The organism is Deinococcus aquaedulcis, assembly GCF_019693445.1.
GTDB lineage: Bacteria > Deinococcota > Deinococci > Deinococcales > Deinococcaceae > Deinococcus > Deinococcus aquaedulcis.
In genome coordinates this window covers 108,418-132,615 of the sequence record NZ_JAHRBL010000008.1, presented here as the reverse complement: position 1 = coordinate 132,615, position 24,198 = coordinate 108,418, and the positions used below count along the sequence as shown (strand labels likewise).

The 24,198-nt window shown below is 66.8% G+C and carries 20 protein-coding genes and 2 tRNA genes; 14 read left to right on the top strand and 8 right to left on the bottom strand.

From position 1 onward, the window contains the following. Positions 1-11 precede the first annotated feature (11 nt). Positions 12-926: a magnesium transporter CorA family protein gene (locus tag KMW22_RS11460; RefSeq protein ID WP_221090172.1), complete on the top strand. Its 915-nt coding sequence runs from the start codon at positions 12-14 to the stop codon at positions 924-926. A gap of 237 nt (positions 927-1,163) precedes the next feature. Here the strand turns inward: KMW22_RS11460 and KMW22_RS11455 are convergent, their stop codons facing one another. From KMW22_RS11455 to KMW22_RS11445, 3 genes are all read right to left on the bottom strand, one after another. Further along, positions 1,164-2,318, bottom strand: a complete 1,155-nt coding sequence (locus KMW22_RS11455; protein WP_221090171.1) for a helix-turn-helix domain-containing protein — start codon at positions 2,316-2,318, stop codon at positions 1,164-1,166. Positions 2,319-2,323: 5 nt separating this feature from the next. After that, a complete protein-coding gene (locus KMW22_RS11450; RefSeq protein ID WP_221090170.1) occupies positions 2,324-2,998 on the bottom strand; it encodes a hypothetical protein in 675 nt (224 codons plus the stop codon). 239 nt (positions 2,999-3,237) lie between these two features. After that, positions 3,238-3,314, bottom strand: a tRNA-Arg gene (locus KMW22_RS11445). 164 nt (positions 3,315-3,478) lie between these two features. Here KMW22_RS11445 and KMW22_RS11440 point away from each other — a divergent pair. The 12 genes from KMW22_RS11440 (at position 3,479) to KMW22_RS11385 (ending at position 18,578) form a co-directional block, all read left to right on the top strand. After that, positions 3,479-4,198, top strand: a complete 720-nt coding sequence (locus KMW22_RS11440; RefSeq protein ID WP_221090169.1) for a roadblock/LC7 domain-containing protein — start codon at positions 3,479-3,481, stop codon at positions 4,196-4,198. Then, positions 4,195-5,802 carry a hypothetical protein gene (locus KMW22_RS11435; RefSeq protein ID WP_221090168.1) on the top strand — a complete coding sequence of 536 codons (1,608 nt, stop codon included), beginning with the start codon at positions 4,195-4,197 and terminating at the stop codon, positions 5,800-5,802. The genes KMW22_RS11440 and KMW22_RS11435 overlap by 4 nt, the downstream gene beginning before the upstream one ends. Beyond that, positions 5,802-7,793, top strand: a complete 1,992-nt coding sequence (locus tag KMW22_RS11430; protein WP_221090167.1) for a coiled-coil domain-containing protein — start codon at positions 5,802-5,804, stop codon at positions 7,791-7,793. Before KMW22_RS11435 ends, KMW22_RS11430 begins: the two co-directional genes overlap by 1 nt. Next, positions 7,769-8,224, top strand: coding sequence for a tRNA (adenosine(37)-N6)-threonylcarbamoyltransferase complex ATPase subunit type 1 TsaE (gene tsaE, locus KMW22_RS11425; RefSeq protein ID WP_328774674.1), 456 nt, complete (start codon positions 7,769-7,771; stop codon positions 8,222-8,224). The genes KMW22_RS11430 and tsaE overlap by 25 nt, the downstream gene beginning before the upstream one ends. A gap of 155 nt (positions 8,225-8,379) precedes the next feature. Continuing rightward, on the top strand, positions 8,380-11,568 hold the full coding sequence (locus tag KMW22_RS11420; protein WP_328774673.1) for an eCIS core domain-containing protein: 3,189 nt from the start codon (positions 8,380-8,382) through the stop codon (positions 11,566-11,568). Positions 11,569-11,570: 2 nt separating this feature from the next. After that, positions 11,571-12,536, top strand: coding sequence for a hypothetical protein (locus tag KMW22_RS11415; protein WP_221090166.1), 966 nt, complete (start codon positions 11,571-11,573; stop codon positions 12,534-12,536). A 24-nt stretch (positions 12,537-12,560) separates the two neighbouring features. After that, positions 12,561-12,857, top strand: coding sequence for a hypothetical protein (locus KMW22_RS11410; RefSeq protein ID WP_221090165.1), 297 nt, complete (start codon positions 12,561-12,563; stop codon positions 12,855-12,857). A 95-nt stretch (positions 12,858-12,952) separates the two neighbouring features. After that, positions 12,953-14,143: an acetate kinase gene (locus tag KMW22_RS11405; RefSeq protein WP_328774672.1), complete on the top strand. Its 1,191-nt coding sequence runs from the start codon at positions 12,953-12,955 to the stop codon at positions 14,141-14,143. Further along, positions 14,140-16,245 (top strand): phosphate acetyltransferase, encoded by a 2,106-nt coding sequence (gene pta, locus KMW22_RS11400; RefSeq protein WP_221090163.1) that lies wholly within the window; start codon positions 14,140-14,142, stop codon positions 16,243-16,245. Before KMW22_RS11405 ends, pta begins: the two co-directional genes overlap by 4 nt. 8 nt (positions 16,246-16,253) lie before the next feature. Beyond that, positions 16,254-16,325 (top strand) — tRNA-Ala (locus KMW22_RS11395). A 214-nt stretch (positions 16,326-16,539) separates the two neighbouring features. Further along, positions 16,540-17,799, top strand: coding sequence for an SDR family NAD(P)-dependent oxidoreductase (locus tag KMW22_RS11390; RefSeq protein WP_221090162.1), 1,260 nt, complete (start codon positions 16,540-16,542; stop codon positions 17,797-17,799). After that, on the top strand, positions 17,796-18,578 hold the full coding sequence (locus KMW22_RS11385; protein ID WP_221090161.1) for a ribonuclease H family protein: 783 nt from the start codon (positions 17,796-17,798) through the stop codon (positions 18,576-18,578). Before KMW22_RS11390 ends, KMW22_RS11385 begins: the two co-directional genes overlap by 4 nt. A gap of 276 nt (positions 18,579-18,854) precedes the next feature. Here KMW22_RS11385 and KMW22_RS11380 read toward each other — a convergent pair whose 3' ends face one another. Together KMW22_RS11380 and KMW22_RS11375 are read right to left on the bottom strand one after the other, a co-directional pair. Then, positions 18,855-19,820, bottom strand: coding sequence for an NADP-dependent oxidoreductase (locus tag KMW22_RS11380; protein ID WP_221090160.1), 966 nt, complete (start codon positions 19,818-19,820; stop codon positions 18,855-18,857). A gap of 27 nt (positions 19,821-19,847) precedes the next feature. Next, on the bottom strand, positions 19,848-20,468 hold the full coding sequence (locus tag KMW22_RS11375; protein ID WP_221090159.1) for an NAD(P)-dependent oxidoreductase: 621 nt from the start codon (positions 20,466-20,468) through the stop codon (positions 19,848-19,850). 143 nt (positions 20,469-20,611) lie between these two features. On the opposite strand from KMW22_RS11375, the gene KMW22_RS11370 reads away from it, so the two are divergent. Further along, positions 20,612-20,989, top strand: a complete 378-nt coding sequence (locus tag KMW22_RS11370) for a winged helix-turn-helix transcriptional regulator (RefSeq protein ID WP_235692869.1) — start codon at positions 20,612-20,614, stop codon at positions 20,987-20,989. Here the strand turns inward: KMW22_RS11370 and KMW22_RS11365 are convergent. The 3 genes from KMW22_RS11365 to ddrC all read right to left on the bottom strand — a co-directional run bounded on the left by KMW22_RS11365 (position 20,973) and on the right by ddrC (position 24,096). After that, positions 20,973-22,067, bottom strand: coding sequence for an LptF/LptG family permease (locus KMW22_RS11365; RefSeq protein ID WP_221090158.1), 1,095 nt, complete (start codon positions 22,065-22,067; stop codon positions 20,973-20,975). The genes KMW22_RS11370 and KMW22_RS11365 overlap by 17 nt on opposite strands. Further along, a complete protein-coding gene (locus tag KMW22_RS11360; protein ID WP_328774671.1) occupies positions 22,064-23,110 on the bottom strand; it encodes an LptF/LptG family permease in 1,047 nt (348 codons plus the stop codon). The genes KMW22_RS11365 and KMW22_RS11360 overlap by 4 nt, the downstream gene beginning before the upstream one ends. A gap of 290 nt (positions 23,111-23,400) precedes the next feature. Further along, positions 23,401-24,096 carry a DNA damage response protein DdrC gene (gene ddrC, locus KMW22_RS11355; RefSeq protein ID WP_221090157.1) on the bottom strand — a complete coding sequence of 232 codons (696 nt, stop codon included), beginning with the start codon at positions 24,094-24,096 and terminating at the stop codon, positions 23,401-23,403. Between the last annotated feature and the right edge of the window lie 102 nt (positions 24,097-24,198).

Sequence of the window (24,198 nt, the reverse complement as noted above, 5' to 3'; positions counted from 1 at the left end):
TCCTGGGGCCCATGATTCAGGCGCGGCAACTGAGTACAGGTCAGCCCCTGGCGTGGGCCGGGGAAACCCAGGATGTCTGGGTGGACGTGCAGGGGGCGACCCCGGAGGAACTGGCTGGCCTGCGCGCCGCCTTTCCCATCAACCGGCTGGCGCTGGAAGACGTGCTGGAACACGGCCACTGGAGCCGGGCCGAGGTGTACCCGGAGCACGCCTTTATCACGCTGCGCTCGTACGCCCGCCCCGAGGAGCTGGACGAGTTCACCGAGCGCCTGAGCATCCTGATTTTTGGCGGCGCGGTGCTGACCATGAGTACGGCGGGTACGCGCGCCCTGTCCACGGTGTGGCCCATGACCGGCCGCGAGAGCGTGAACACCCCCCAGGAGGTGGCCTATGAGCTGCTGGACGCCACCGCCGAGACCTTCTTTACCGTGGTTGACGCCTTGGAAGAACGCGCCGATCTGCTGGAGGAACGCGTTTTTCAGGGCCAGCAGAACCCGGTGGCGGATGTGTTCGCCATGAAGCACCTGATCACCCACGCCCGGCGCCTGACCTCGGAAGCGCGTGAGGCCACCGCGCTGCTGGGCCGCCACGCGAACGGCACCGCCAGCGACCTTGTGCGCTACCGCGACGTCCAGGACTCGTTTACCCGCGCCAGTGGGCAGCTGGACGGCCTGCGCGACCTGTTGACCAGCCTGCTGGACCTGCACCTGGGCCTGCAGGGCCAACGCATGAACGAGGTCATGCGCACCCTGACGGCCGTGAGCGTGGTCTTTTTGCCGCTCACCTTTCTGGCCGGGGTCTGGGGGATGAATTTTGAGCACATGCCGGAACTGAAAAGTCCCTACGGCTACCTGCTGGCGTGGCTGAGTTTCCTTGTGGTGGGGGGCACCCTGGCGGCCCTGTTCAAACGGCGCGGGTGGTGGTGAGAGGGAGGCGGGGCGTGAAAGGTGGCACCCGCACGCCTCTCTGACGTTGCGCCGGAGCGTGCTGCTGGAAGTAGTCAGCCAGAAGCTGGGGCACTCGCGGCCCAGCTTCACAGCGGACGTCTATCGCACGGTTTACCAGAGCGAGCGTGAAGAGTGGGCTGTAAATTTGTCTAATCTGCTGACTGCAGCCCAAAGGACAATAAATTAGAAAGGCTGACATCTTAGTCAGCCTTTATATTATCTTGCGAGCTTGAGGTTGACTGGCGACTGCTTAACCGAAACAACTGGCACTGGCCTGTAGAACTCAGGATCCAAATTGGTGAATTTGGCTAAGTAATTTTCGTCGGGGAAAAGTCTTTCTAGGAGTTGCATTCGATTATATGACTCACTTTCTATAAGCAACTCAACAGCTTCCTTCAACAAGACGGGAGATTCAGCTTCCCATTCCTTATCAAAAGGCTCTTCGGTTTTCCAGCCCCGCCTATTATAGTTAGCCCAGATCCTTCGAGATTCATCTTTGTCAATGATATTGAGAGATTCCAGTCTCTTTATCATGGCCGCAATAGATACTTTCCAGTATGCTTTTAAGGCACGCAGTTCGAGCATGGAGATTGTAAATAATTGCTGCTTAAAAGGCTCTTCTGGCAGTAGCAGGCATGAGGCAAAGTAATGCGCCTGCCTTTCGAGCTCCTTATCATATGCCTTTAAATCATCTTTCGAGATCCAACGGTGCATGACTAAATGCCCTAATTCATGAGCAGCATCAAACCTTGACCTAACGGCAGAAGCCTTATCTGAGTTAAGCACAACAATAGGCCTATCTATTTTCTTATCCCAAACAGAGAATCCATCAACATCGTGGGAATGAAAATTCATTCTTACAACGATAATTCCATTCGCCTCCAACAGCGCGATAACATTCTCCACTGGCAGATCTGCTAGGCACCAATATGAACGCAGATTATTTGCCGCCAGCTCGATCTCTTCATCGGTGATTTGAAGAGGGTTTTTATGCCGGATTAGGTTCCGCGGCAGATTAACTTCTGGAAAGTTAATCTCTTCATCTAAGAGGCAAACCACCTCTCCAATCCAGTCCGCAATTGACCTAGCGCTCTTGATCTCCACAGCCGGAGCTTTCTTCAGCTTTCTGAAGAAGATAGTCTCATCTGCGTAAGATGCGGTTACTGGCCTGACAAAGTAACTCGTAGGCTTGTTCAAGATTGAGCACAACTTTAGAAGAACTTCCAAACTAGGCTCTTTGCCTTTTTCAAACTGGTCAACAGCTTGTCTACTTACACCAAGCATGTCACCAAGGGACTCGACTGAGAGGCCAAAAACCTCACGAGCTTGTTTGAGACGAGTCCCAACGAAGGCGGTGGGAACCTCAGACATATACGTTACTCCTCGTTCTGCTGCTTAGCGCGCCTCTTAAGCGACACCTGACGCTCCAGCTGCGCGCCAGCAGCAGGAGTGATAGGGGTCTTTGGTGTGGGAATGACCAGATTCGTTCCAGGGTGCTGCCGCAGGTCGTACTTATCCAAGTACCGCGTGCCACAGGGACTGGGTTTGGTGGCCAAGATAAAGCCAGGCCGAGTCATATCACCCTTTGCTGCTCCGTGGGTTACCAAAATGTGCTGCTCGGGCCCGTCCCCAGTGATGGACTCGACCAACGTCCACTGGTTAAGACGGCGCAGGACTGCCCTGAACTCCGCCTTCCGAGGCAGGGCCTCTTCATTGCGTACGCAGGCAACACAGATTAAGGCGTTCAAAATACGGAGAAGAACGAAGCTGCCGTTGCCCGTCTTGTAGGGCTGATCGGTTGCAGTCACGTCTGAAAACCGAATGGACAGTTTCCTGGTCTCTTCCTCGATCAATGCTTGCCGAATATGAGGTATTACCCTCTTCCTATCCGGCAGAGAGCCAACCAGCTTTTTGCCCTCATCCACGGAAACGTCATAAACCCTCTCAATGATCCCTGCAAGGCCGAAAAACGCTGGATGGGCAACTACTGCCCTGAAAGCGAGGTCAGGTTTAGGGCCGAGGTCAGGAAACAAAGGGATAGAGGACGTCATGGACAAATGGTGATGATTTTCGACCAATTTGTCAACCAAAGTGCAGATATGCAAACCCAAGAGACTGCTTATGACGTATCCATGGTTTCAATTATGTCCGTACCATACGGACTTTTCTGTGGGCGTCTCGACACTGATTCAGTCTAGACAAGAGCCCAGGGGCAGGTATGGTTGGTCACAGAACCATTTAGGCAAGTAAACCTAACAGAAAAGAACCGCGCTCTAGGCGCGGTTCCTCGTGGTGCACTCGCCGCGATTCGAACGCGGGGCCTGCCCCTTAGGAGGGGGCCGCTCTATCCAGCTGAGCTACGAGTGCAGGCAGGTGAGGCTGGTCGTCGGCCAGTCGGCCCGGACCGCGCCGGGAGTATAGCAGGGCCCTTTTTCGGCGCGCGCCCCTGCACCCTGGGGGCCCAATTGCGGCACAATCCAGATGAGACAAAAATGTAAGCGCGGCCTTTCTATACTTCCTTGAGGTTCCTCATGACCAACGCTGTGTACACCATGATTGTCCGCGCCTTGTCGGGCGTCGTCTCTGATCGTGCGGCCGAGACCATGCTGCGCTCGGTGCTGCGCGAGCAGGGCCTCGCGGCCGAAACCGTGACGGCGCAGGACATGCAGAAGGTGCTGTCCGGGCCGCTGCTCGCGCGCCTGAGCACCGTGCTGCCCCCCGCCCGCGCCCGCAAGGAACTGCTGAGTCTGGCCGGGCAACTGGAAGCGCAGTACCCCAAAGCGCCCACCCTGTTCACCCAGAACGTGCCGCTGGCCACCTGGGACGAGCCCCAGACCGACACCACCTTCGACGACCTGGGCCTGAGCGCCGACGACTTCGAGTTCGACGATCCTGAATACGGCGCGCTGCCCACCGCCCGCACCTACGATCTGGCGCAGGCAGGTGACCAGGACGCCCTGATTCAGGCGCTGGGGCGCTTCAGCGGGGTGCAGGGGGTGATGGTCTGCCGCGCCAGCGGCGAGGTGCTGCGGGTCAAGGCGGTGCGCGACCCGGCGGGGCTGGGCGGCGTGGTGGCTGCCAGCGCCATGCTGTTTCAGAAACGGGCGCTGAAGCTGCTCTCGGCGGACCTGGGAGGCCAGACCGTCTGCGTGTGCCCGCTGGGCGGCTACTGCGTGGCGGTGGTCGCCACCTCGCAGGCCAATGTGGGGCGCCTGATCGTGGAACTGCAGCAGCTGCGGGTGGCGGCATGAAGCGCGCGGCCCAGTGGAGCCTGCTGGCCGCCCTGAGCCTGGGCACGGCCGGCGCCCAGGACCTCACGGCGTATAGCGCCCTGGCCAGCAACCTGGACGGCGCGGTGACGGCGCGCGCCCAGTCGGCGCAGGCGGCCCTGAACCGCCTGGACGCCGCGCAAAAGGCGCTGGACACCCTGGCGCCCACCCTGCGCAACCAGCAGATCGTGCGCGGCCTGACCGACGCCCTGGGCAGCGCCCGCGCCGCGCTGGCCCGCACCCCGGCCGAACTGGAAGCCCAGGTGCTGCTGGCGCGCGGCCTGATGCGCAAGGCCCTGTACGACCAGACCCTGGCCGCCCTGAGCGCCGCCCCCGAAAACGGCGACGCCCAGCTGCGCCTGCTGGCGCGCGAATTTGGCGTGGGCGGGGAAGGCGCGCAGGCGCTGGCCCAGGACGCCCGGGCCGGCCGCCTGGAACGCACCGCGTGGCGCCTGCAGCGTGCCGCTGCCGCCAAGGTCTCGGCCGCCCTGCAGGCCACCCGCGCCGAGCAGACCACCACGTCGTACGTGAATCTGGCGCGTGCCACGGGCTGGTTTACCACCGTGCAGGACGCCGAGGGCGTGGGCACGCTGCGGGTGTCACAGTTTGGCGACGCCCTGCGCCAGCTGGCGGGTGGCGACACGGCGGCCCTGGCCACCTCGCTGGGTACCCTGCGCCAGGGCACCGCCGCGCTGAACCGCACCCTGGCTGCCCCCCCAGCTGCCAGCGGCGCGGGGAACAGTGGCGGCACCGCCCAGACCACCACCCCCCCGGCCCAGGGCACCCCGGCGCCCACGCCCGACCCCACCCCAACCCCCACGCCCCAGCCCCGTCCGCAGCCGGCCCCGGCGGCCACGGCCAGCGCGGCGGGCGCCCTGGCCACGGCTTATGCCGAACTGGGCCGCGCCCAGGCGGCGGCTGGCCACAGCGACGCGGCCACGGCGCGCGAGGCCCTGACCCGCGCTTCGGCGGCGCTGGCACGCGTGCCTGCCCCGCTGCGCGACACCGAGGCCTTTGCCCAGGTCACGGCCGCCACCGAGCGCGCCCAGGGCCGCAGCGCCCTGCGGGTCAGCGACGTGCAGGCTCTGATCGGTGGCCTCGCGAACGCCGAGCGCCAGCAGGCCGGGCAGGGCGCCAGCGCCCTGGACACCACCTCGCTGGGCATCAGCCGCTGGTTCTCGGGCTGGCTGCGGGTGCTGGTGTTCCTGCTGCTGGCGCTGGCCACCGCTGCGCCGCTGTACCTGCTGAACCTCGCCTTCGGGGGCCGCAACACCTACTGGCGCGCCATCATGACGGGCCTGGCCCTGTTGATGCTGCCGCTGATGCTTGAAGGGATCTTTGGCTTCCTCGGCGCCCTGGGCGACGTGTTCGGGGCGGGCGCCCTGCGCGGCCTGACCAACCTGACGCTGACCCAGAGCGCCTACGCCCTGCCCATCTGGGCCCTGCTGAGCGCCGTGGCCATCGGCCTGATGGCCTTCGGGTTCCGGGGCCTGTGCGAGCAGTTCGGGCTGCTGGGCGCGGGCAGCTCGTCCAAGAACACCACCGTGGAGAGCGCCGCCACCGTTGATTGGGACGAGGAACTCTGATGGCGACCCTCAGCCGACTGCCGGTGAAGATGCTGGGCGATCTGGTCTCGCCCCGCGCGCTGGAACGCATTCTGCAGGACGCTGCCCAGGCGCGCGGCGGCTCGCTGGACACCATTGACCCCGGGATGCTTGAAGACATCCTGAAAAAGGAAGTTTTCAAACGGCTGCAGCTGAGCGTGCCCGCGCCGCTGGCCAAAAAGCGCGTCTCGGAAGTGCTCAATGAGATCATGAAGTCCACGCAGGAGCGCCTCTTGCCCAACCAGCTCAGCTCTTTGCTGGGGCTGGAGGAAGGCGCGCGGCGCTTCTCGCTGTACTTTGACTGGCCCGAAACCCAGCGCCTGCGCGGCGTGCTCAGTGTGGCCCGCCAGGAAGAAAAAGAGGGCCGCGACATCAGCGCCCTGGTGCAAGAAGGCCAGAACCTGATTGACACCATGGACCGCCGCCTGCAAGAAGGGCTGGTGGAACAGGGCCAGGACCTCGCGGAACTGCGCGCCACCTACGTGCGGGTGCAGGGCATGGGCGGCAAGGACGTGCGGCGCCTGGACACCTTGATCGGACAGATTGACGAGGCCCAGAAACAGGGCACGCTGCTGCCCGGCGAGGTGGAGCGCGCGCGCAACCTCACTTTCAATCTGCGCAAGGCCCTGGAATCCTCGGTGGTGCAGACGGTGGAAAACCCAGCCGTGCCCACCTCGGCGACCATTCTGGACCCGGATGCCCAGGCGCGCGTGCTGGCGCTGGAACAGGAGCACGCCGCGCAGCAGCTGGCCAGCGTGGAGCGCGAATTCACTGCCCTGCTGCAGGCCCGCCCTGACCTGCGCGAGCGCCACGAGGGCCTGCGCGCCCTGCAGACCCAGGCCAAGCTGACCGAGGATGTGGTGAGCGGCTGGCGCGAGGCCCTGAAGACCGAGCGCGACGCCCTGCTGGCCCAGCAGCGCGAGCAGTTTGCCCGCCTGGAAGCCGAACTGAGCCGGGTGCAGGCCGGGGCCGACACCCGCATTGCCCTGGATTCGGCCCGCCACCTGCTGGACAGCGGCAGCCTCGCCACCGATGAACTGCAGGAACTGCAGGCCATGCACGAGGCCCTGCAGGCCGGCGTGGACGCCCGCGCCCAGCTGGAACTGCAGCGCGAACTGCTGGAAATCGAGCGCTCGGCGCGCAACGTGCCCGGCGCCAGCGCCGAACTGGCGCCCCTGCTGGCCGAGGCCCGCGCCCGGCTGGCCCAGGGCGGCAGCGTGGACCCCGCCACCCTGTGGAGCGTGCTGGAGCGCCGCATGGGCGCCGCCGCCCAGGAACGCGAGGACTTCGACGCCCGCGCTGACCGGGTGGTGCAGGAGTACGACACGGTGCGTCACCTCGCCGGGGAAACCACCCAGCGTCTGGGGCGGCTGGCCGACACCCTGCGCGCCCAGCGCCGCCTGGGGCAGCTGAGCGCCCAGGCCCGGGAACGCTACGCCCAGACCCTGGCCGACGCCGAGGCCCTGCTGGCCGAGGCCCACGCCGAATACCGCGCCGCGCAGGAAGTCACCTCGACCTTCGGCCAGGACGCCCTGAGCGGCCTGCTGGACGTGTTCGATTTCGAGGAAAGCACCCCCCCGCTGGCCAGCAACCCGGACCCCGCCCTGGCCCCGCCCCCGCCACCCCCCAGCGGTGGCAGCAGCCCTGCGTCTATTTTCGACACGCTGCTCTCGGCCCCGGCCACGCCGCCCACCCCGGCGCCCGTCCCGGTGGCGAGCGCCGAACCGGCAGAAACCTGGACCCTGGAAGGCGGCCAGATTCGCCAGGGCGCCCAGACCCTCTCGGCGCAGGGCATGGCGGCGCTGCTGGCCCAGGCCACGGCACTGGGACTGCACCGCCTGGACATGGGCGACGCCACCCACGTCTGGTCGGCGCGCAGCACGGTGCCCGGCGAGTGGCGCCTGGGCCGCGCCCAGAACTGGACCGAACTGGATGAGCAGGTGGGCGCGTGGCTGGACACCGGGTTGCCGTGACCCTGCCGCTGGCCGTGGGCGAGCGCCGCGTGTTGCGTGGCCTGACAGAGCAGCAGGCGTTCGGCGCCGCCTGGACCGCCCTGGCCCCCGGCGCGGTGCTGTTTCTGGAAGGTGAACTGGGCGCTGGCAAAACCAGCTTCTCGCAGGGCCTGGTGGCGGCCCTGGGCTTTGACGGCGCGGTGACCAGCCCCACCTACGCCCTGATGAACCTCTACCCCACCCCGGCCGGGCCGGTGCTGCACGTGGACGCCTACCGCGTGCGCGACGTGGCCGAACTGTACGAGATGGACTTGGACGAGCAGGTGCAGAGCAGCCGCCTGAGCCTGATTGAATGGGGCGAAGGGCTGTATGCCGATTACCCGGACGCCCCGGTGCTTCGCCTGGACCACATGAACGATCCCGAAACGCGGCAGGTGACCCGGATTCGCTAAGCAGCCCATGCTTCCGGGGCGCAAATGACTTATTGTCAAGCTTAAGTCCCGGAGGTTACGGCATGTTTGAACACCAGGGTGCGTCCCTGACCAAGAAAGCAGCGCGGCGTGGCCCCGCCCCCGTGCAGGCCCCAGACCTTGCACCCCACCCGGCGGTGAGCGGCACCCAGGCCCACCTCTGGCGTCCCCAGGTGTTGCAGCGGCAAGCGGCGGGGCCGGTGCTGCGGGCGTCGGGGCTGGAACAGGCGGAGGTGGCACGAGTCCAGCTGCAGCGCCAAGCGGTGAGCGAGCAATTGGCCGCCCTGCCCCAGATGGAGGGTGTGGCGGTCCAGCGGCAGACCCAGCCCGTGCCGGCCAAGCCCCAAAGCCCAGCCGACTGGGTCACGGTGATGCGCCATCAGGCCGAGCAGGTCGAAGGCCAAGCCCTGGACACGCGGCAATACGCCCAGTTCACCGCCCTGCAACGGCAGGTGGCCAATACCTTGGTGCAAGGCTTCCGTTCAGATCGAGGCCCCGCCCAAGCGAGATACGACACCTACGGCGAGCATTTAGCGACGCTGCAGAGGCACGAGATCAGTGCGCCAGTCAGCCGGGTCGTTCTGGGCCTGGTGCCCGCTGGGGAACGGCTGGCCCTTCAGCGAGCTGTGGATACCGCTGTTCAACGCTATGAAGCCGAGGCAGGTGTAGCAGCGACCGCTGCCCAACGACAGACCTTGCAGCGGCAGTTGGTGGAACTGGACGCCGAAGCGACGCAACCCGTCTTGCAACGGATTCAAGCGAGACGAGGCGCAGGCAATCCCTTGCCCGAAGCGATTCAACGGCACCTCGAACAAGGCTTGAACCATGACCTGTCCCGGGTGCGCATCCATGATGATGCGGAAGCGGACACGCTGGCCAAGGGGGTCAATGCCCTGGCCTTTACGACGGGCAGTGACATTTTCTTCCAGAGTGGCAAGTTCAATCCGAACAGCCAGAGTGGGCTGGAACTGCTGGCGCACGAGGTGACCCATACCGTGCAGCAGTCTCAAGGACGCGTCGGACCGGGCGTGGACCCTGATGCTGGGCTGGAAAGCGAAGCTCGGTCAATGGGCGCCAAGCTGGCCGCTGCCCCCATGCCTCAGAAGGCGCACCCGGTGCAGCGTCAGGTGGCCTCCCCGGCCCCCGCAGCCGCCGTACAACGCTGGGGCCTGGGCGACCTGAAAAAGCTGGCCGGCTCTGCCCGGGACAAACTGAAGAGTGCGGTCGGCACCGTGCAGAAAGCTGCCCAGCAGCGGATTCAGAAGACGGTGGCCCGCGTGCAGAAGGCAGCGGCCCCAGCGATCAAAGCAGCGCGCGAGGCGGCCAGTCAGACACTGAAGCAGGCCCAGACGCTGCGTGCCAGGGTCCGCACCCAGATCAAGGCGGCGGGCAAGACCGCCCGCGAGTACGGTCGCAAAACGCTGCAAACAGTCAAAGGCAAAGCGCAACAGGCGGTACAGAGTGCCAGAGCTAAGGCCGCGCAACTGCGTGTCCGGGCGCACCAGCTGGCCTTCCGCGCCGCTTCCACGGTCGCGCAGGTGCAGACAAAGCTGAAAGACAAAGCGAGGACGATCTCGGGCACGCTGCGGCAAGCGGCGTCTACGGCGGCGCTCAACCTGCGAGACAAGGCCACAGCGGCCCGCACCAAGCTCAAGACGGCCGCCACGAGGCTGCTGAACAACGTCAAGACCCGTGCCCAGAACGCCTGGACGCAGGCCAAAGCGGCCGGGCAGCAGGTCCGCCAGCGTCTGACCGCAGCGGCAGCAAGCGCGAAAACCAGGATTGCTGCGCTGGCCAAGACCGCCACCACCAAGGCCCAGAGCTTGAAACGCCGGATTGGTGCCAAAGCCACCCGCGCGATACGAACGGCCAAGGGTGGACTGGGCAAGTTCCTGAAAAACCGCCCCGCCACCGCATTGCTACTGGGCACGGGCGCTGCGTTTACCGCTTTTCAAGCCATTAAGAAGGGCGGCGTGAAGGGCCTCTGGAATGCCGCCAAAGGCAAGGCCTCCGAAGCGTGGAAATGGGCCACCTCCACCGAGGGCAAGGCCACCCTGGCGCGTCTGGCCGTGACCGTGGGGGTCACTGTAGGCGCAGCGGCCCTCACGGGCCTCACTGGGGGCCTGGCTGCACCGCTGCTGATCATGGCAGCGGGCGGCGCGGCAGGGGGAGCCCTGGGCCGCCTTGCTCAGAACAAAGTCCTGCTGCGAGACGAGAAGTACCAGGGCAAGATGAGCCTGATGCAGGGAGTGCTGGATCCCAAGGCGATGGCGTTTGACGCTGCGCTGGGCGTGGTGATGGGCCCGGGCGCCGCACTGGCTGGCGGCCTGGCCAAAGGCGCTGCCGGCAACCTGGGCCGCTACGCACTGAGTCCTATGGGCAAGGGGCTGGCTCAGGGGGCACGGCGGCTGGTTGCTGGACGTTCAACAGTCGTCACTGGCCGTGCCGCGAGTGCGGCTGGGGCCCCTGCCAGATTGACCAACAGGGCCCTGACAGATCGTGCTCGTCTGGTCTGGAAAGACATGAAGCAGTACAACGCCAAGCTGGCCCGGGAGACCTGGGCAGATATGCAGCAAAGTCTGTATAGCAGCGCAGGCGTCGCCGGACGTGCCACGAAGGAAACGAAGCAGCTCCTCGGTGGCCGCAAGGCCCTAAAGGCCAAACAGTTCGATGCGGCCCACAGAGCCGTGGATGCCATGCTGCCCCGGCAGGTCACCCAGTTGGCCGCCTCCCTCAAACTTCCCACCCACTTCAGCCAGGACAAATTGAGGAAGTTGCTGGCGCAGCGACTGGTGCAGACCAATCACCGGGTTGTGGCGCGGCCCATTGCTCAGCAGGCTCTGGCAGCGTCTCGCAAGCAATCCTGGGCCGACTTGAAGCGTGCCGCTGTCGGGGCACCTCGCCGGAGAGGAGAAACGACGGGCCGTCGCGTGCTGCGGGGGATAGGAAGCCTCTTGGCCATCGGACCTCGCGCCACCTACCGCACCATTCTGGAAAAAGATGCTGGATGGAGCAAAGCCATTCAGTCGGGGGCAGGCACGGGCCACATGATTGCTTCAATCACCAGTGAGGCTACGAAAGGCGCCGTGCTGGCGGCTAAGACCGAGATGGTCAAGCCAGATGACCAACAGCAGCCGCTGAAACCACTCAAAATCGGCTGGGAGGCTTACCTCAACTCCCTGGGTTTCAATCCTGACTATCTGAATGAAAAGATGATTGGTGCAGGGCTGACTGACGCCGGGAAAGGGCTGAACACCAGTGTTGGTGCAGGCGGTATGAACGATCCGGTGCAGCTTGAAGACGGGCCACAGGTAGGGGCACCGTAACTATGTTTTGGAAGAAGAAGAAATTTGAAGTTGCCCCACCCTTCCTAGGTTCGGCTTTCGACTTGGCCGTCGACTACTGCCAAAGACATGAAGTGGTAAAGCACTTAGACGCTTCCGAGATTCATGTGCAACTTGGAAGACACATCATCTGCATTTACAAAGGCCATGATCATTCCTGGCTGAACGCCAAGGCGAAGCTGGCACCCGATAATCTTGATGTTGCCCAAAGGGAAAAGTATCTGAACCTAACCAAGGTTCAGTTCGAAAATATAACTGCCATTCTCGACCATGAGGGCAGCGGTCTGACTGCCAGATATCACCAAATGATGAGGTATCAGGGCAAGCCAGAGATGCACGTTTTCAATATGCTCTCGACCTTCGACTATCTTCTCAACAAAGATGACTCCAGGCTCTATCCCCCGGAAGAGGTTCGTTTCGTTTGCGACGGCCGCTCCTTTGATAATGCTTCAGAAGCCCTTGTTCACTATATGAAGCATGTTCGGCGTTGCCGGGTCAGGGAAGTTCAGCCGGAATACATTGCGTTTGATACCGCAGGAGCTTATGCGATAGTTGGACTGAAACACCTGTCACATGAGTTTAGTATCAGATATGGTTTTTCTGACTTTGTGCCTCTAATTGAAAAATCGAAGCACAGTCTCACGCCACATTACTTTGCCGCTGCGTACCGGAAAGCTCCCCTCCCCACTGCTTCCTATTGCTTCGACGATGGAGTCTCGGAGCTCGCCATTTCCGGCACCCTCACTGCAGGCACTGAGGCGCGGCCTATCTTCACCGCCACGCTCAGCGCCCTGTATCAGGTCCTTCTGGACAGCACCGAACGCATCAAAATGAACCCTGACCTGCTGACCGGCAAGCAACAGCTGCACTCGGAAGAAGAGTCCATTCAGCAGGCCAGGAAGTACGAAGGCGACAAGACCGGCGGCGTGGAATTTCTTTCCGACGCCTGATACCCAGCCCCCACAGGAGACCCCATGACCCAGACCATCAAATTTGGCCGTCAGGCCACCCAGCGCCCGCCCTTCGAGATCAATGGCCTCTCGTTTGCCTCCTTGCCCCTGTCGCTCGCAGAAGAACGCGACCTGGCCTCGGCTGGCCAGGACGCCGAGAGCGATGACGCCGTGATGGACGCCCTGCTGGAGAAACTGGCCGACCTGTTGAACACCCGCGCCCAGGGCCAGTCCGTGACCGTGGCGTGGCTGATGGAGCATCTGACCCCAGGCGATCTGGAAGGCATCGTGGCCCATCTGCGCGGCGAAGACACCGAATAACCGCACCGGCAGGCGGCGGGAGGACCCCCATCCTCCCGCCTTCGCCATTCCTTGAGAAATCCGCCTTGCTGGCCCCCGCTGTCAGAATGCAGCTCATGTGGACGCTGGTGCTCAACTGCGGCTCAAGCAGCGTGAAGTTTGCCCTGCTGAATCTGGACGATGATCGCGTGGGCCTCTCCGGGCTGGCCGAGCGGCTGGGGTCGGCAGGAGCCTCGGCACGGCTGGACGTGGGGGGTGAGCGGCGGACCGCCGAGCTGGGGGGCGGCAGCTACGCCGAAGCCTTTGCGGTGCTGGCCGGGGCGCTGGACGACCTGGGCGTGCGGGCGCAGGTGGGCGCGGTCGGCCACCGCGTGGTGCACGGCGGCGAGCGCTTTCACGCCCCGGTGCGCCTGACGGACGAAGTGCTGGGCGAGATCCGCGCCTGCGTGCCGCTGGCGCCGCTGCACAACCCCGCCAACATCGCTGGGATTGAGGCGGCGCAGGCGGCCTTTCCCGACGCGGCCCATGTGGCGGTCTTCGACACGGCCTTTCACCAGACCATGCCGGAAGTGGCCTACCGCTACCCGGTGCCGGGGGACTGGTACCGCCAGCATGGGGTGCGCCGCTACGGCTTTCACGGCACCAGCCACGCCTACGTGGCCGCCCGCGCCGCCGAGGTGCTCGGTCGCCCGCTGGCCGAGCTGAACCTCGTCACCGCGCATCTGGGCAACGGCTGCAGCGTGTGTGCCGTGGCGGGCGGGCGCAGCGTGGACACCAGCATGGGCCTGACCCCCCTGGAAGGGCTGGTCATGGGCACCCGCAGCGGCGATGTGGACCCAGGCTTGCACGATTACATTGCGCGGCAGGCGGGCCTGAGCCTTTCGGAAGTCACCTCGGCCCTGAACAAGGAGAGCGGCCTGCTGGGGCTCTCGGGCCTCAGCAACGACATGCGCGAACTGGAAGAGGCCGCCGGGCGGGGACACGCGGGCGCGCGGCTGGCGCTGGATGTGTTCGTCTACCGGCTGGCCAAGCAGATGGCCGGCATGGCGGTGGCCCTGGGCCGGGTGGACGCCCTGGTGTTCACTGGCGGAATTGGGGAGAACAGCGCACCTGTGCGCGCGGCGGTGCTGGCGCGCCTGGGCGTGCTGGGGGCAGCGGCCGACGAGGCGGCCAACCGGGCGGCGGTCCGGGGGCAATCGGGCCTGATCAGTGCGCCGGGGGCGCTGCCGGCGCTGGTGATCAACACGAACGAGGAACGCATGATCGCCGAGCAGACCCGCGCCCTGCTGGCCGAGGTGAAGGCATGAAAACCCTGTTTGTGGCGCCCACCCGCAACGGCGTGGGCCTGACCAGCACCGCCCTGGGCCTCACCCGCGCGCTGGAACGCCAGGGCCTGAAGGTGGCGTTTCTGAAGCCCATTGCCCAGACGCATGAGACCCGTACCGATGACAGCGTACATTTTGCCCGCACCCTGGCGCATCTGAGTACGCCTGACCCCATTGCCCTGGCGCAGGCCGAAGAACAGCTGAGCCACGGCGGCGAAGAAGACCTGATGGAAAGCGTGGTGGCCCTCGCCCGCGAGGCGACGGCGGGCAGCGCCGACGTGCTGGTGGCCGAGGGGCTGGCGCTGACCGAGCGCAACACCTACGCCGCAGCCCTGAATGCCAGCCTCGCGCGCAACCTGGAAGCCGACACCGTGCTGGTGTCGAGCCTCGCCGGGGTGGGCGCGGGCGAACTGGCCGACGAACTGGAGATCACCGCGCAGGGCTACCGCCGCAGCGACGGCAGCGGCCTGAGCGGCTACGTGCTGAACTTTGCGCCGCCCGCGCTGGACTACGGCACCCTGATGGCCGAGTTGCGCTCCCGCAGCCGCGTGCTGGCCAGCGGCGAACTGCCGCTGCTGGGCGTGGTGTCCAGTTCGGCCGACCTCACGGCCCCGCGCACCCTGGACGTGGCCCGGCACCTGCAGGCCGAGGTGGTCAACGAAGGCGAGGCCGCCCTGCGCCGCGTAACCAGCACCGTGGTCACGGCGCGCACGGTACCCAAGATGGCGCACCTGTTCGTGCCCGGCGCCCTGGTGGTCACGCCTGGGGACCGCGAGGACGTAATCATGGCCGCCGCCCTGTCGCACCTCAGCGGGGTGCCGCTGGCGGGGCTGATGTTCACCTCGGGCAGCGCACCCGAGGACTCCATTGACCGGCTGTGCCGCGCGGCGCTGGGCAGCACCCTGCCGGTGCTGCGGGTGGAGACAAACTCGTTTCAGACCGCCTCGCGGCTCTCGCGGCTGGACGCCCGGGTGCCGCACGACGACCTGAGCCGCATGGAACGCATTCTGGACTTCATGGCTGACCGCCTGGACACGGTGCCGCTGGGCACCCGCCTGCGCGCGCCTGTCCGCAGCGGCGAGCGGCGCCTGCCCCCCAGCGCCTTTCGCTACGAGCTGATTCAGAAGGCGCGCGCCGCCGGCAAACGCATCGTGCTGCCCGAGGGCGACGAGCCGCGCACGGTCAAGGCCGCCATTCGCTGCACCGAGAAGGGCATTGCCCGCTGCGTGCTGCTGGCCAAGCCGGACCGGGTGCGGCAGGTGGCCGAGGGGCAGGGCCTCGTGCTGCCCGATGGTCTGGAGATTCTGGACCCGGACACCGTGCGCCACCAGTACGTGGCCCCCATGGTGGAGTTGCGCAAGAACAAGGGCCTGACCGCCCCGCAGGCCGAAGCGCAGCTGGAAGACACCGTGGTGCTGGGCACCATGATGCTGGCGCTGGGCGAGGTGGACGGGCTGGTGTCTGGCGCCATTCACACCACCGCCAACACCGTGCGCCCGGCCCTGCAGCTGATCAAGACCGCGCCGGGCGCCGGGCTGGTGAGTTCGGTGTTTTTCATGCTGATGCCTGAACAGGTGCTGGTGTACGGCGACGCCGCCATCAACCCCAACCCGGGCGCCGAGGAACTGGCCGATATCGCCATTCAGAGCGCCGACAGTGCGCGCGCCTTCGGGATTACGCCCCGGGTGGCGATGCTGTCGTATTCCACCGGGGAATCGGGCAGTGGCGAGGACGTGGAGAAGGTCAAGGCCGCCACCGCACTGGTGCGCGAGCGCCGCCCCGACATCGTGGTGGACGGCCCCATGCAGTACGACGCCGCCAGCGTGCTATCGGTGGGCCAGCAGAAGGCGCCGGGCAGCCCGGTGGCCGGGCGCGCCACCGTCTTTATCTTCCCGGACCTGAACACCGGCAACACCACCTACAAGGCCGTGCAGCGCGCCGCCGGGGTGGTGGCGGTGGGCCCCATGTTGCAGGGCCTGCGCAAGCCGGTCAATGACCTCTCGCGCGGCGCGCTGGTGGATGACATCGTGTACACCATCGCCCTGACCGCTATTCAGGCGACACAGGTGGCGGGGCAGGGGTAAAATGAAGCTGTTCGGTAGCTCAGGGGAAGAGCACTCGCTTTGCAAGCGAGGGGTCAGCGGTTCGAGTCCGCTCTGAACGCCGGGGGCCGCCCACCTTGCCAAGGTGACGCGGCCCCCACCTTTTGGGCAAACGAGCGCCGCAGACGACCCGGGCCCGCTACACTGCAGAGGTCCGGTAACTCAGGGGAAGAGCATCCGACTGCAGATCGGGTGGCCGGCGGTTCGAGTCCGTCCCGGACAGCGGAGGTGGCCCGTTTTCATAAAGCGGTGCCCACCTCCACCTCTCTTTGACCTATGGACCCCGATCTGACCCCCCTTGACTGGCAAACAGCGCAGCGCGTGTTGAAAGCGGTGCTGCGTAACCCAGCCCTGGCCGATGATCAGCCCGCCTTCCGCACGCTGGTGGCCGGCGTGAATCGCCTGGGGCGCAAGCACGCCCGGCAGGCAGAAGAGGCCGCCCGGCGCCCACCGCCAAAACCAGACGCGGGGCAGCGCTGCTACATGTGCCGGCAACCCTTCGGGCTGGCCGACGCGGGGAATCCGGCCCTGTGCGCTCCATGCGGTCAGCTGAACCACCGCAAGCGCCATGCGCGCGCCGACCTGAGCGGCCGTGTGGCCCTGCTGACCGGTGGCCGGGTGAACATTGGGCACGCGGCGGCCCTGCGGCTGCTGCGCAGTGGGGCCCAGGTGATCGTGACCACCCGATTTCCACAGGACGCGGCGCGGCGATTTGCCCAGGAGCCAGACGCCGCCGAGTGGCAGGGCCGGCTGACCCTGTACGGCCTGGACCTGCGGGATCTGCGCGCTGTACAGGCGTTTATAGAGGAACTGAGCCGCACCCAGCCCCATCTGGACCTGCTGATCAACAACGCCGCGCAGACCATTGCGCGGCCACCCGGCTTCTATGCCGCGCTGCTGCAGGGGGAGCGGCAGGCCCTGCCCGGCTCCCGGCTGGCCCTGAAGATCGCGTGGCCTGCGCCCAGCTTGCCGGACAGCTCTGGTGCCCCTTCACTGTTCACCCCACCCGAGCCCCTGGACCGCCACGGTCAAGCCCTGGACCTGCGCCCCCACAATAGCTGGACAGCCCGGCTGGACGAGGTCGAGGCCCGCGAGCTGCTGGAGGTGCAGCTGGTGAACACCACGGCGCCCTACCTGCTGTGCAGCGGCCTACTGCCCCTGCTGCGGCGCTCGCCATTCGAGCGGCGGTTTGTTGTGAACGTGAGCGCTGTGGAGGGCCAGTTTTCACGGGCCGACAAGAGTGACCGCCACCCCCACACCAACATGGCCAAGGCGGCGCTGAACATGTTGACCCGCACCAGCGGGCCACGGCTGGCACGCGAGGGCATTTACATGACCAGCGTGGACCCCGGCTGGGTGTCGCACCAGGAGCCGCATCCCCAGCAAGAGCGCATGGCGGCTCAGGGCTTCCGGCTACCCCTGGACCTGGACGACGCGGCGGCCCGGCTGTGCGATCCCATGTTCAGCGGTCTGAATGAGCCTGGGCGGCCCCTGGCCGGCGTGTTCCTGAAAGACTACCGGGTGCAGCCCTGGTGACCGTTCCCCGCCACCAGCGCGCCACCCTCAGCGTGGCCGAGACCCCGGATGGCGCGGGCTACGTGTTGGACGGCGTGCCTTACGGCCTGCCTTCTCCCCTGCCCCTGAGCGCCGCCGAACTGGCGGCCCGGCACGCGGCGGCGCTGGATTTCCGGGCGCTGATCCCAGGAGCAGGGGAAGAGGACCGCGCCCAGCAGGCCGCCGCACTGGCCGGGGCCCTGGCACGACTGGCGGCTGGACAGCCCCTGGACACGGCGGCGCAGGCGGCGCTGCAGGCCGACCACCCCCACGCCACTGGCCCTGTCCTGATTCGCACCGATGGCAGCGCCGACAAGCAGAGCGGCTCGCTGAGCCTGGGCTATCTGCTGGGGGACCGCCCCTACGGGGCCGTGCTGCGCGGGGCCCTGGGCCACGAAGGGCTGGCCGAGCGCGAGGCCATCCGCGTGGCCCTGACCCACGCCCGCGCGCTGGGCCACACAGCCTTTCAGGTGCAGAGCGACCACAAGTTTCATGTGCGCCGCTACGACGAGGCCCTGATTCACCGGGGCCGCCGCAAGTCGCCGTCGCTGGAGCGGCTGTACGCCCTGGTGGACGAACTGGGCTCAGCCGTGACCTTCACCTACACCCCCACCCTGGACACCGACGCCCCACACCGACTGGCCCTGCACGCCCGCGCCCTGGAGCGGCTTTCGCGCGGGCTGCCGCTCTCGCGGGCACAGGCAGTGGCGCTGCGCCGGGTGCACTACGCACTGAAAGCTGGAGGAAAGGGGCTGTACTGAAGAGGGGAATGCCGGCCGCCCTGGGGCCACGTGAGCGACAGCGAAGGGCTCTCGTTTGGCCCGCAGGCAGAAGGGTCCACTGCCGTGAACAGCAGGTTACACGAACTGCGGTTCATCTCAGGCACCTCCAGAGGAGAACTGGATAGTTCCCATCTTTGGCGCTCTTCCAACTCCACTCCCGGAAAGCCGTCGTTTTGCCTTCCTGCTGCGTCACGCTGCAAGTCCTTTCAGTCAGAACGCTGCCGTCACGCATTGCGGCATGTATCGGAAGGCCTCTCAGTTCTCAGCCACCCCCACCACCACCTTGCCGCGTACTTCGTCGCCCTCGGCGTAGCGGTGGGCTGCAGCAATATCCTGCAGTGGAAACACCCGGTCTACCGGCACGGACAATTCGCCGCCGTCAATCAGGCGGGCCAGAAAAGCGAGGTCCAGGCCGCGTTCGGCGGTGTGGATGGTCGCCAAGCGGGGGTGGGGGCCGCGCCAGGGCAGCATGGCGGCTGCGTCGCCCAGGCGGGTGGGCAGCGGGCGGGTGCTGACCAGAACGCCGCGCGGGCCCAGTGCCGGGCGCACCGCCGCAAAGCCCAGGGCGGGTGGCGTGTCCAGCACCACGTCCCAGGGGCCAGCCTGGGTCCAGTCCAGGTCAGCCGGCGCCAGCACCTCGTCGGCACCCAGGGCCTGCACGAAGGTGTGCTTTTCAGGGCGGGCCACGCCAGTCACCTGGGCGCCCAGCACGCGGGCCAGCCCCACGGCGAAGGAACCAATGCCGCCCGCCGCGCCGTACACCAGCACCCGGGGGCGGGGACCCGTGCTGTGGGGCTGCAAGCCACCCTGGGCACGCAGGGCCTGCAGGGCCGTCAGACCGGCCAGGGGCACGGCCGCCGCCTGCACCGCCGACACCGTGGCAGGCGCCCGCGCGGCCCGGCCCTGCCGCACGGTGACATACTCAGCGCTGCCGCCAGCGCGCAGGCCCAGCAGGGCGTACACCCGCTCGCCGGGCCGGAAGGCCGTCACACGCGGCCCGCAGGCCACCACCTCGCCGCACACGTCAAAGCCCACGGTCAGGGGCAGTTGCCGCGCGGCCAGTGGACCCAGGCTGCCTGAGCGAAGTGCCAGATCAGTTGCGTTGATGCTGCTGGCCGCCACACGCACCAGCAGTTCGTCGCCCTGGGGGGCGGGCCAGGGCACCTCCTCCACGCGCAGCACCTCGGGGCCCCCGAAGTGGTGCACCCGGGCGGCCCTCACCGGCCCCCCGGGCCCAGGCACACCGGGCTACGCACTGACGGCCGGCGCCTGGCGCGAGAAGGTGCCCTGCTCGGCGGCGTCCAGCATGAAGGCGGCCACACTGGCGCGCGGCACACGCGGGCCCGTGCGCCCCACCGGCCCGGAGCGCACGGGTCCGGCCGGCCCATCGGTGAGCATCGGCGCGCGCACCACGGTCCAGTCCAGGTCCGAGGTCCTCAGCAGACGCACGTGTTCCGTGGCGTCACGCAGCACGTCGCCCTGCAGGACCCTCAGCAGCGTGCGGAAGATGTGGTCCACCGGGCCCGGCACGTCCCCGGCGAAGGGCACGCCAGCCCCGGTCAGGCTGACCACCCGGCGCACCCCCGCTTCGGGCATACGGCGCACCAGCACCTGGGCGGCCTGGGTCATCACGCCGCCCGCATCGCCCTTGACCGGGCCCAGCGCGCTGAGCACCGCGTCGGCCCCGCGCAGCACGGCCTGAAGGGCGGCCTCGTCCTTCAGGTGACCCGCCACCACCGTCAGCCCCGGGCGAGTGCTCAGCACTTCGGGGCGGCGTGCCAGCGCCTGCACCTCGTGGCCCCGGGCCAGCGCCTGATCCAGCACCAAGCGCCCGGTGCGGCCAGTGGCACCCAGCAGGGCCAGCTTCATAGGAAACCTCGGACAGGAAAAAGGCTCATGGCCCCACGCTAAAGAACATCCCCCCGCCAGCGGAAGCAGGGGGAAAGGCAAAAGCCAGTATGGTTTTGGAAACTGTCATGACTTCCGTTACGGAAGCGGTCTAGTCTGGGCCCATGAAATACGGCCATGCGGTGGTCAGCCGCCCGGAATGCGGCGTGGAGCGCACCATGCAGGTGATCGGCGGCAAGTGGACCACCCTGATTCTGCGCGACCTGCTGGGCGGCCGGCGGCGCTTCAGCGACCTGAAACGCACCCTGGGGCGCGTGTCGCCCAAGACCCTCACCGAGCGGCTGCGGCAGCTCGAAGCCCAGGGCCTCGTGACCCGCACCGTTTACGCCGAGGTGCCCCCCCGGGTGGAATACGCCCTGACCGAGCAGGGCCAGAGCCTGGGCGAGATCATTGCGGCGATGGCCCGCTGGGGCAGCCGCTGGACCCCGCCCGGCGGCCCCGGGGAAGCGGCAGAGCACCAGCCGGTCAGCGCCGCGCCATGAACCACAGCAGGCCCAGCCCCGCCAGCACCGCGATCAGGTCCGGTGCGTAGGCGGCCACGGCACCGGGCACCGCGCCGTTCTCGCCCATCACGCGGAACACGCTGAAGGTGGCGTAGTAGGCAAAGGTGAGCAGCAGCGCCCACACCAGCCCCAGGTCACGCCCGCTGCGGAAGGAGTACACCGCCAGGGTCACAGCAAAAAAGGCCAGGGCCAGCGCCGCCAGTGGCCCGGCAAACTTCTGGTGCAGGGCGGTGAAATCGGCCGGCGCGCTGATGTTCTGCTGGCGGTAGGTCTGCACCCGGGCCCACAGCACCGGCAGGGTGTCGTAACGGGCCAGCGATCCCTGGCCCTGGCCGCCCAGGTCGGTGCCAGTGTCCTGCAGGGGCAGTTCGCCGCGCTCGAAACTCAGGATGGTGGAGGGCCGGGGGTCGCCGTTCTGGTAGGTCATGCGCTGGCCCTGACGCAGCTCCAGCACGTTGGTGCCTGGGCGCAGCCGCCCTGCCTCGGCTGTGATCACCTCACTGGGCAGGGTGTTTTCCACCATGGTCACGATCCGCAGGTCGCGCAGTTCGCCGCCCGGGCGCACCTGGCCCACGCTGATCGCGCGGTTCAGGGTGTCGCGCAGCACCACGTTCTGGCCCAGGCCCAGCACCCGGGGGTTATCCAGCACGATCTGGCGCTGCACGGCGCGCGCTTCCACCTGGGCGCGCGGCACCAGGCCCTCGCCCAGCGCAAAGGCCAGCAGCGCCACGGCGGCCCCCAGGCCCAGCACGGGCCGGAACAGCCGCGACGCCGGAATGCCCGAGGCCACCGCGCTCTTGATCTCGCTGTCGGCCGCCAGCCGCGACAGGCCCAGCAGCACGGCGAACATCAGGGCGATGGGCAGGGCGGTGGCGGTGGCCTCGGGGACATTCAGGGCCAGCAGGCGGGCCACCAGCAGCGGATCGGCGCCCTTGGCCAGCAGCGGGGCAATCACCCCTTCCAGGCCGGCCAGCAGCAGCAGCGTGATCACAGCCGCTACCCCCCCGGCCAGGAACGGCAGAATTTCCGAGAGCACGTACCGTTCAAAGGTCTTCACCGCAGCCTCCAGGCCAGGGCGGCGGCCAGCAGCACAAAGACCACATTGGGCAGCCACGCCGCCAGGGCAGGCGACAGCGCCCCGGCCCGCGCCAGCCCCGGCACGGTAGTCCACAGCACGTAGAAGCTCACCAGAAACACCAGCACCGCCGCAAAGGCCGCCGCGCGGTTGCGCAGCAGCAGCCCCAGGGCCCCGGCTGCCAAGGCGAACACCACAGCCGTCAGCGGGTCGGCCATGCGGCGGACAATCTGGAAGGCCGCCTCGCGCTGATCAGCGGGCAGCATCTGGGGATCGGCGGCGCGCGCGCGCAGTTCGGGGGTGGTGGTCTGCTCGGCCTTGGCGGGTGGGGGGCGCAGGGCGTCGGTCTGGGGCACGGTGACGGGTTTGTTCAGCGGTTGGGGGTTCTGGCCGGGGACAGCGCGCCAGGGGTTCAGCAGGGTCCAGGTCTGGGCCTTGCTGTCCCAGGTGCCGCTGCTGGCCGTCAGCACCGCGCCGTCCCGCTGCACCATCACGCCCTGCAGCTGCGCGGTGGTGCCGTCGCCCGTGCTGATCACGCTGCCCGCGTAGTACAGGGCGCCGGGGGGGGCATAGGTGTACTTTTTCTGCGTCTGCGGGGGCAGCGGCATGTTGTAGATGTTGAACCAGGTGGCGTCCCAGCGGGCCAGATTGGACGGCACGATGCGGTCGCCGTTCACGTACGCCAGCGCCGCCACCAGGACAAAGGGCAGGGCCAGCGGCCACACCAGCCGCAGCGGCGCCACCCCCCCGGCGCTGATCGCCTTGAGTTCGCTGTCGCGCTGCATCCGCGAAAAGGCCAGCAGAATGGCAAACGGCACCGCCAGCACCAGACTCTTGTTCAGAATCCCCGGGCCGATGCTGAAAAAGGCCAGGGCAGCTTTATCCAGGGGTGGGCGGTACTGGATCAGCTTGGCCACGGTGCTGCTCAGGGCGTCCACCATCTGCAGCGACATGAACAGCGCCACGCCCGCCACATACCAGCGGGTGACCTCGGCCAGGACGAGGCGAATCAGGAGGAGCGGCACGTGCCGGATTCTAGCGGGGCTGGATGAGGGATAGGGCGGCAGATGGCGGGTGTCAGAGGGTCTATGGCAGAGGGCAAAAGCGAACACCACGCAGACCCGGGACGACTAGGACGCTGCTTTGCCCTCCTTGCCGGGGCCTGCAGAGGGTGGAGCGTGCCCTGCGTCCCAGACGACATTCCACCCATACCCCGCTTGCCTCACTTGACCACTGGCCCGACCACTGGACAAAAGAGAAGGCAGACGGCCTGTGTTCAGCCATCTGCCATCTGCTTTCCGCCATCGGCCCCTGCTTAGCTCGCCTGGGTCGGAATTGGCGTTTCCCAGCCGGCGCGCTCGCGGCGGGCGACATGCTCGTGGAGCTTCAGGATCGCATCGTTGCCGTGGGCGCCGCGCTCCTGAATGGCGCGGGTGGTGGCGGTGTCCAGGTAGGCGAGGCGCAGCAGCTCGGTGGCGCTCAGGCCGTCGCGGGTCTGCTTGACCCCGCGCTCGCGGCGGATGGCCGCGCTGTTGGTGCCCAGCACGCTGCGGTTGCTGATGCTCCCCAGTTGCCCGAACACCGGGCCCTCGCCACCGTGGCGGGCGACTGTGCTCATCAGTTCGCGCCGGGCCTGGGTGCTTTCCAGGCGGGCGGCCAGCCAGCGCCGGGCTTCAGGGTCGGGGTTGCGCTCGGCAATCTGGGCCGACAGGCGCACGTCGCCCTGCAGGGCGCGGGTCAGCAGGTCCTGGGCCCGCTTGCGCCAGCGCCGGGCCTGCGGGGTGTCCAGCGTAAAGGCCAGACGGGTGAAGTCGGGAATAGACAGGGCCAGTTCGGGGCCAGCGCCGTAGTCGCGGGTGTCGGTCTCTACCTTCAGGGCGTCCAGGGTGGCCTGGAAGCGGTCATCGGACAGGCCCAGGTGCTTCAGGGCCGTGGGGGCGTGCAGCAGTCCGTCCGCGCTGATGGGCAGCCGGACGGTGCCAAAGTCAAGGGTCAGCGGAGCGTTCTTCATACTCAAGAGTTTAGCATATTTTCTGCCAAAAACATAATGACTCGATGAGGATTTGGGGACTTTTGGACGCCAATTTAGACTGCTCCAGACGGGTTTTTTCGA

Coding starts and splice junctions, on each gene's coding strand:
- KMW22_RS11410 (WP_221090165.1), top strand. CDS start 12,561: ATGACCCAGACCATCAAATTTGGCCGTCAGGCCACCCAGCGCCCGCCC.
- KMW22_RS11375 (WP_221090159.1), bottom strand. CDS start 20,468: ATGAAGCTGGCCCTGCTGGGTGCCACTGGCCGCACCGGGCGCTTGGTG.
- KMW22_RS11390 (WP_221090162.1), top strand. CDS start 16,540: ATGGACCCCGATCTGACCCCCCTTGACTGGCAAACAGCGCAGCGCGTG.
- KMW22_RS11415 (WP_221090166.1), top strand. CDS start 11,571: ATGTTTTGGAAGAAGAAGAAATTTGAAGTTGCCCCACCCTTCCTAGGT.
- KMW22_RS11430 (WP_221090167.1), top strand. CDS start 5,802: ATGGCGACCCTCAGCCGACTGCCGGTGAAGATGCTGGGCGATCTGGTC.
- KMW22_RS11435 (WP_221090168.1), top strand. CDS start 4,195: ATGAAGCGCGCGGCCCAGTGGAGCCTGCTGGCCGCCCTGAGCCTGGGC.
- ddrC (WP_221090157.1), bottom strand. CDS start 24,096: ATGAAGAACGCTCCGCTGACCCTTGACTTTGGCACCGTCCGGCTGCCC.
- KMW22_RS11370 (WP_235692869.1), top strand. CDS start 20,612: ATGAAATACGGCCATGCGGTGGTCAGCCGCCCGGAATGCGGCGTGGAG.
- KMW22_RS11405 (WP_328774672.1), top strand. CDS start 12,953: ATGTGGACGCTGGTGCTCAACTGCGGCTCAAGCAGCGTGAAGTTTGCC.
- pta (WP_221090163.1), top strand. CDS start 14,140: ATGAAAACCCTGTTTGTGGCGCCCACCCGCAACGGCGTGGGCCTGACC.
- KMW22_RS11440 (WP_221090169.1), top strand. CDS start 3,479: ATGACCAACGCTGTGTACACCATGATTGTCCGCGCCTTGTCGGGCGTC.
- KMW22_RS11460 (WP_221090172.1), top strand. CDS start 12: ATGATTCAGGCGCGGCAACTGAGTACAGGTCAGCCCCTGGCGTGGGCC.
- KMW22_RS11455 (WP_221090171.1), bottom strand. CDS start 2,318: ATGTCTGAGGTTCCCACCGCCTTCGTTGGGACTCGTCTCAAACAAGCT.
- KMW22_RS11450 (WP_221090170.1), bottom strand. CDS start 2,998: ATGACGTCCTCTATCCCTTTGTTTCCTGACCTCGGCCCTAAACCTGAC.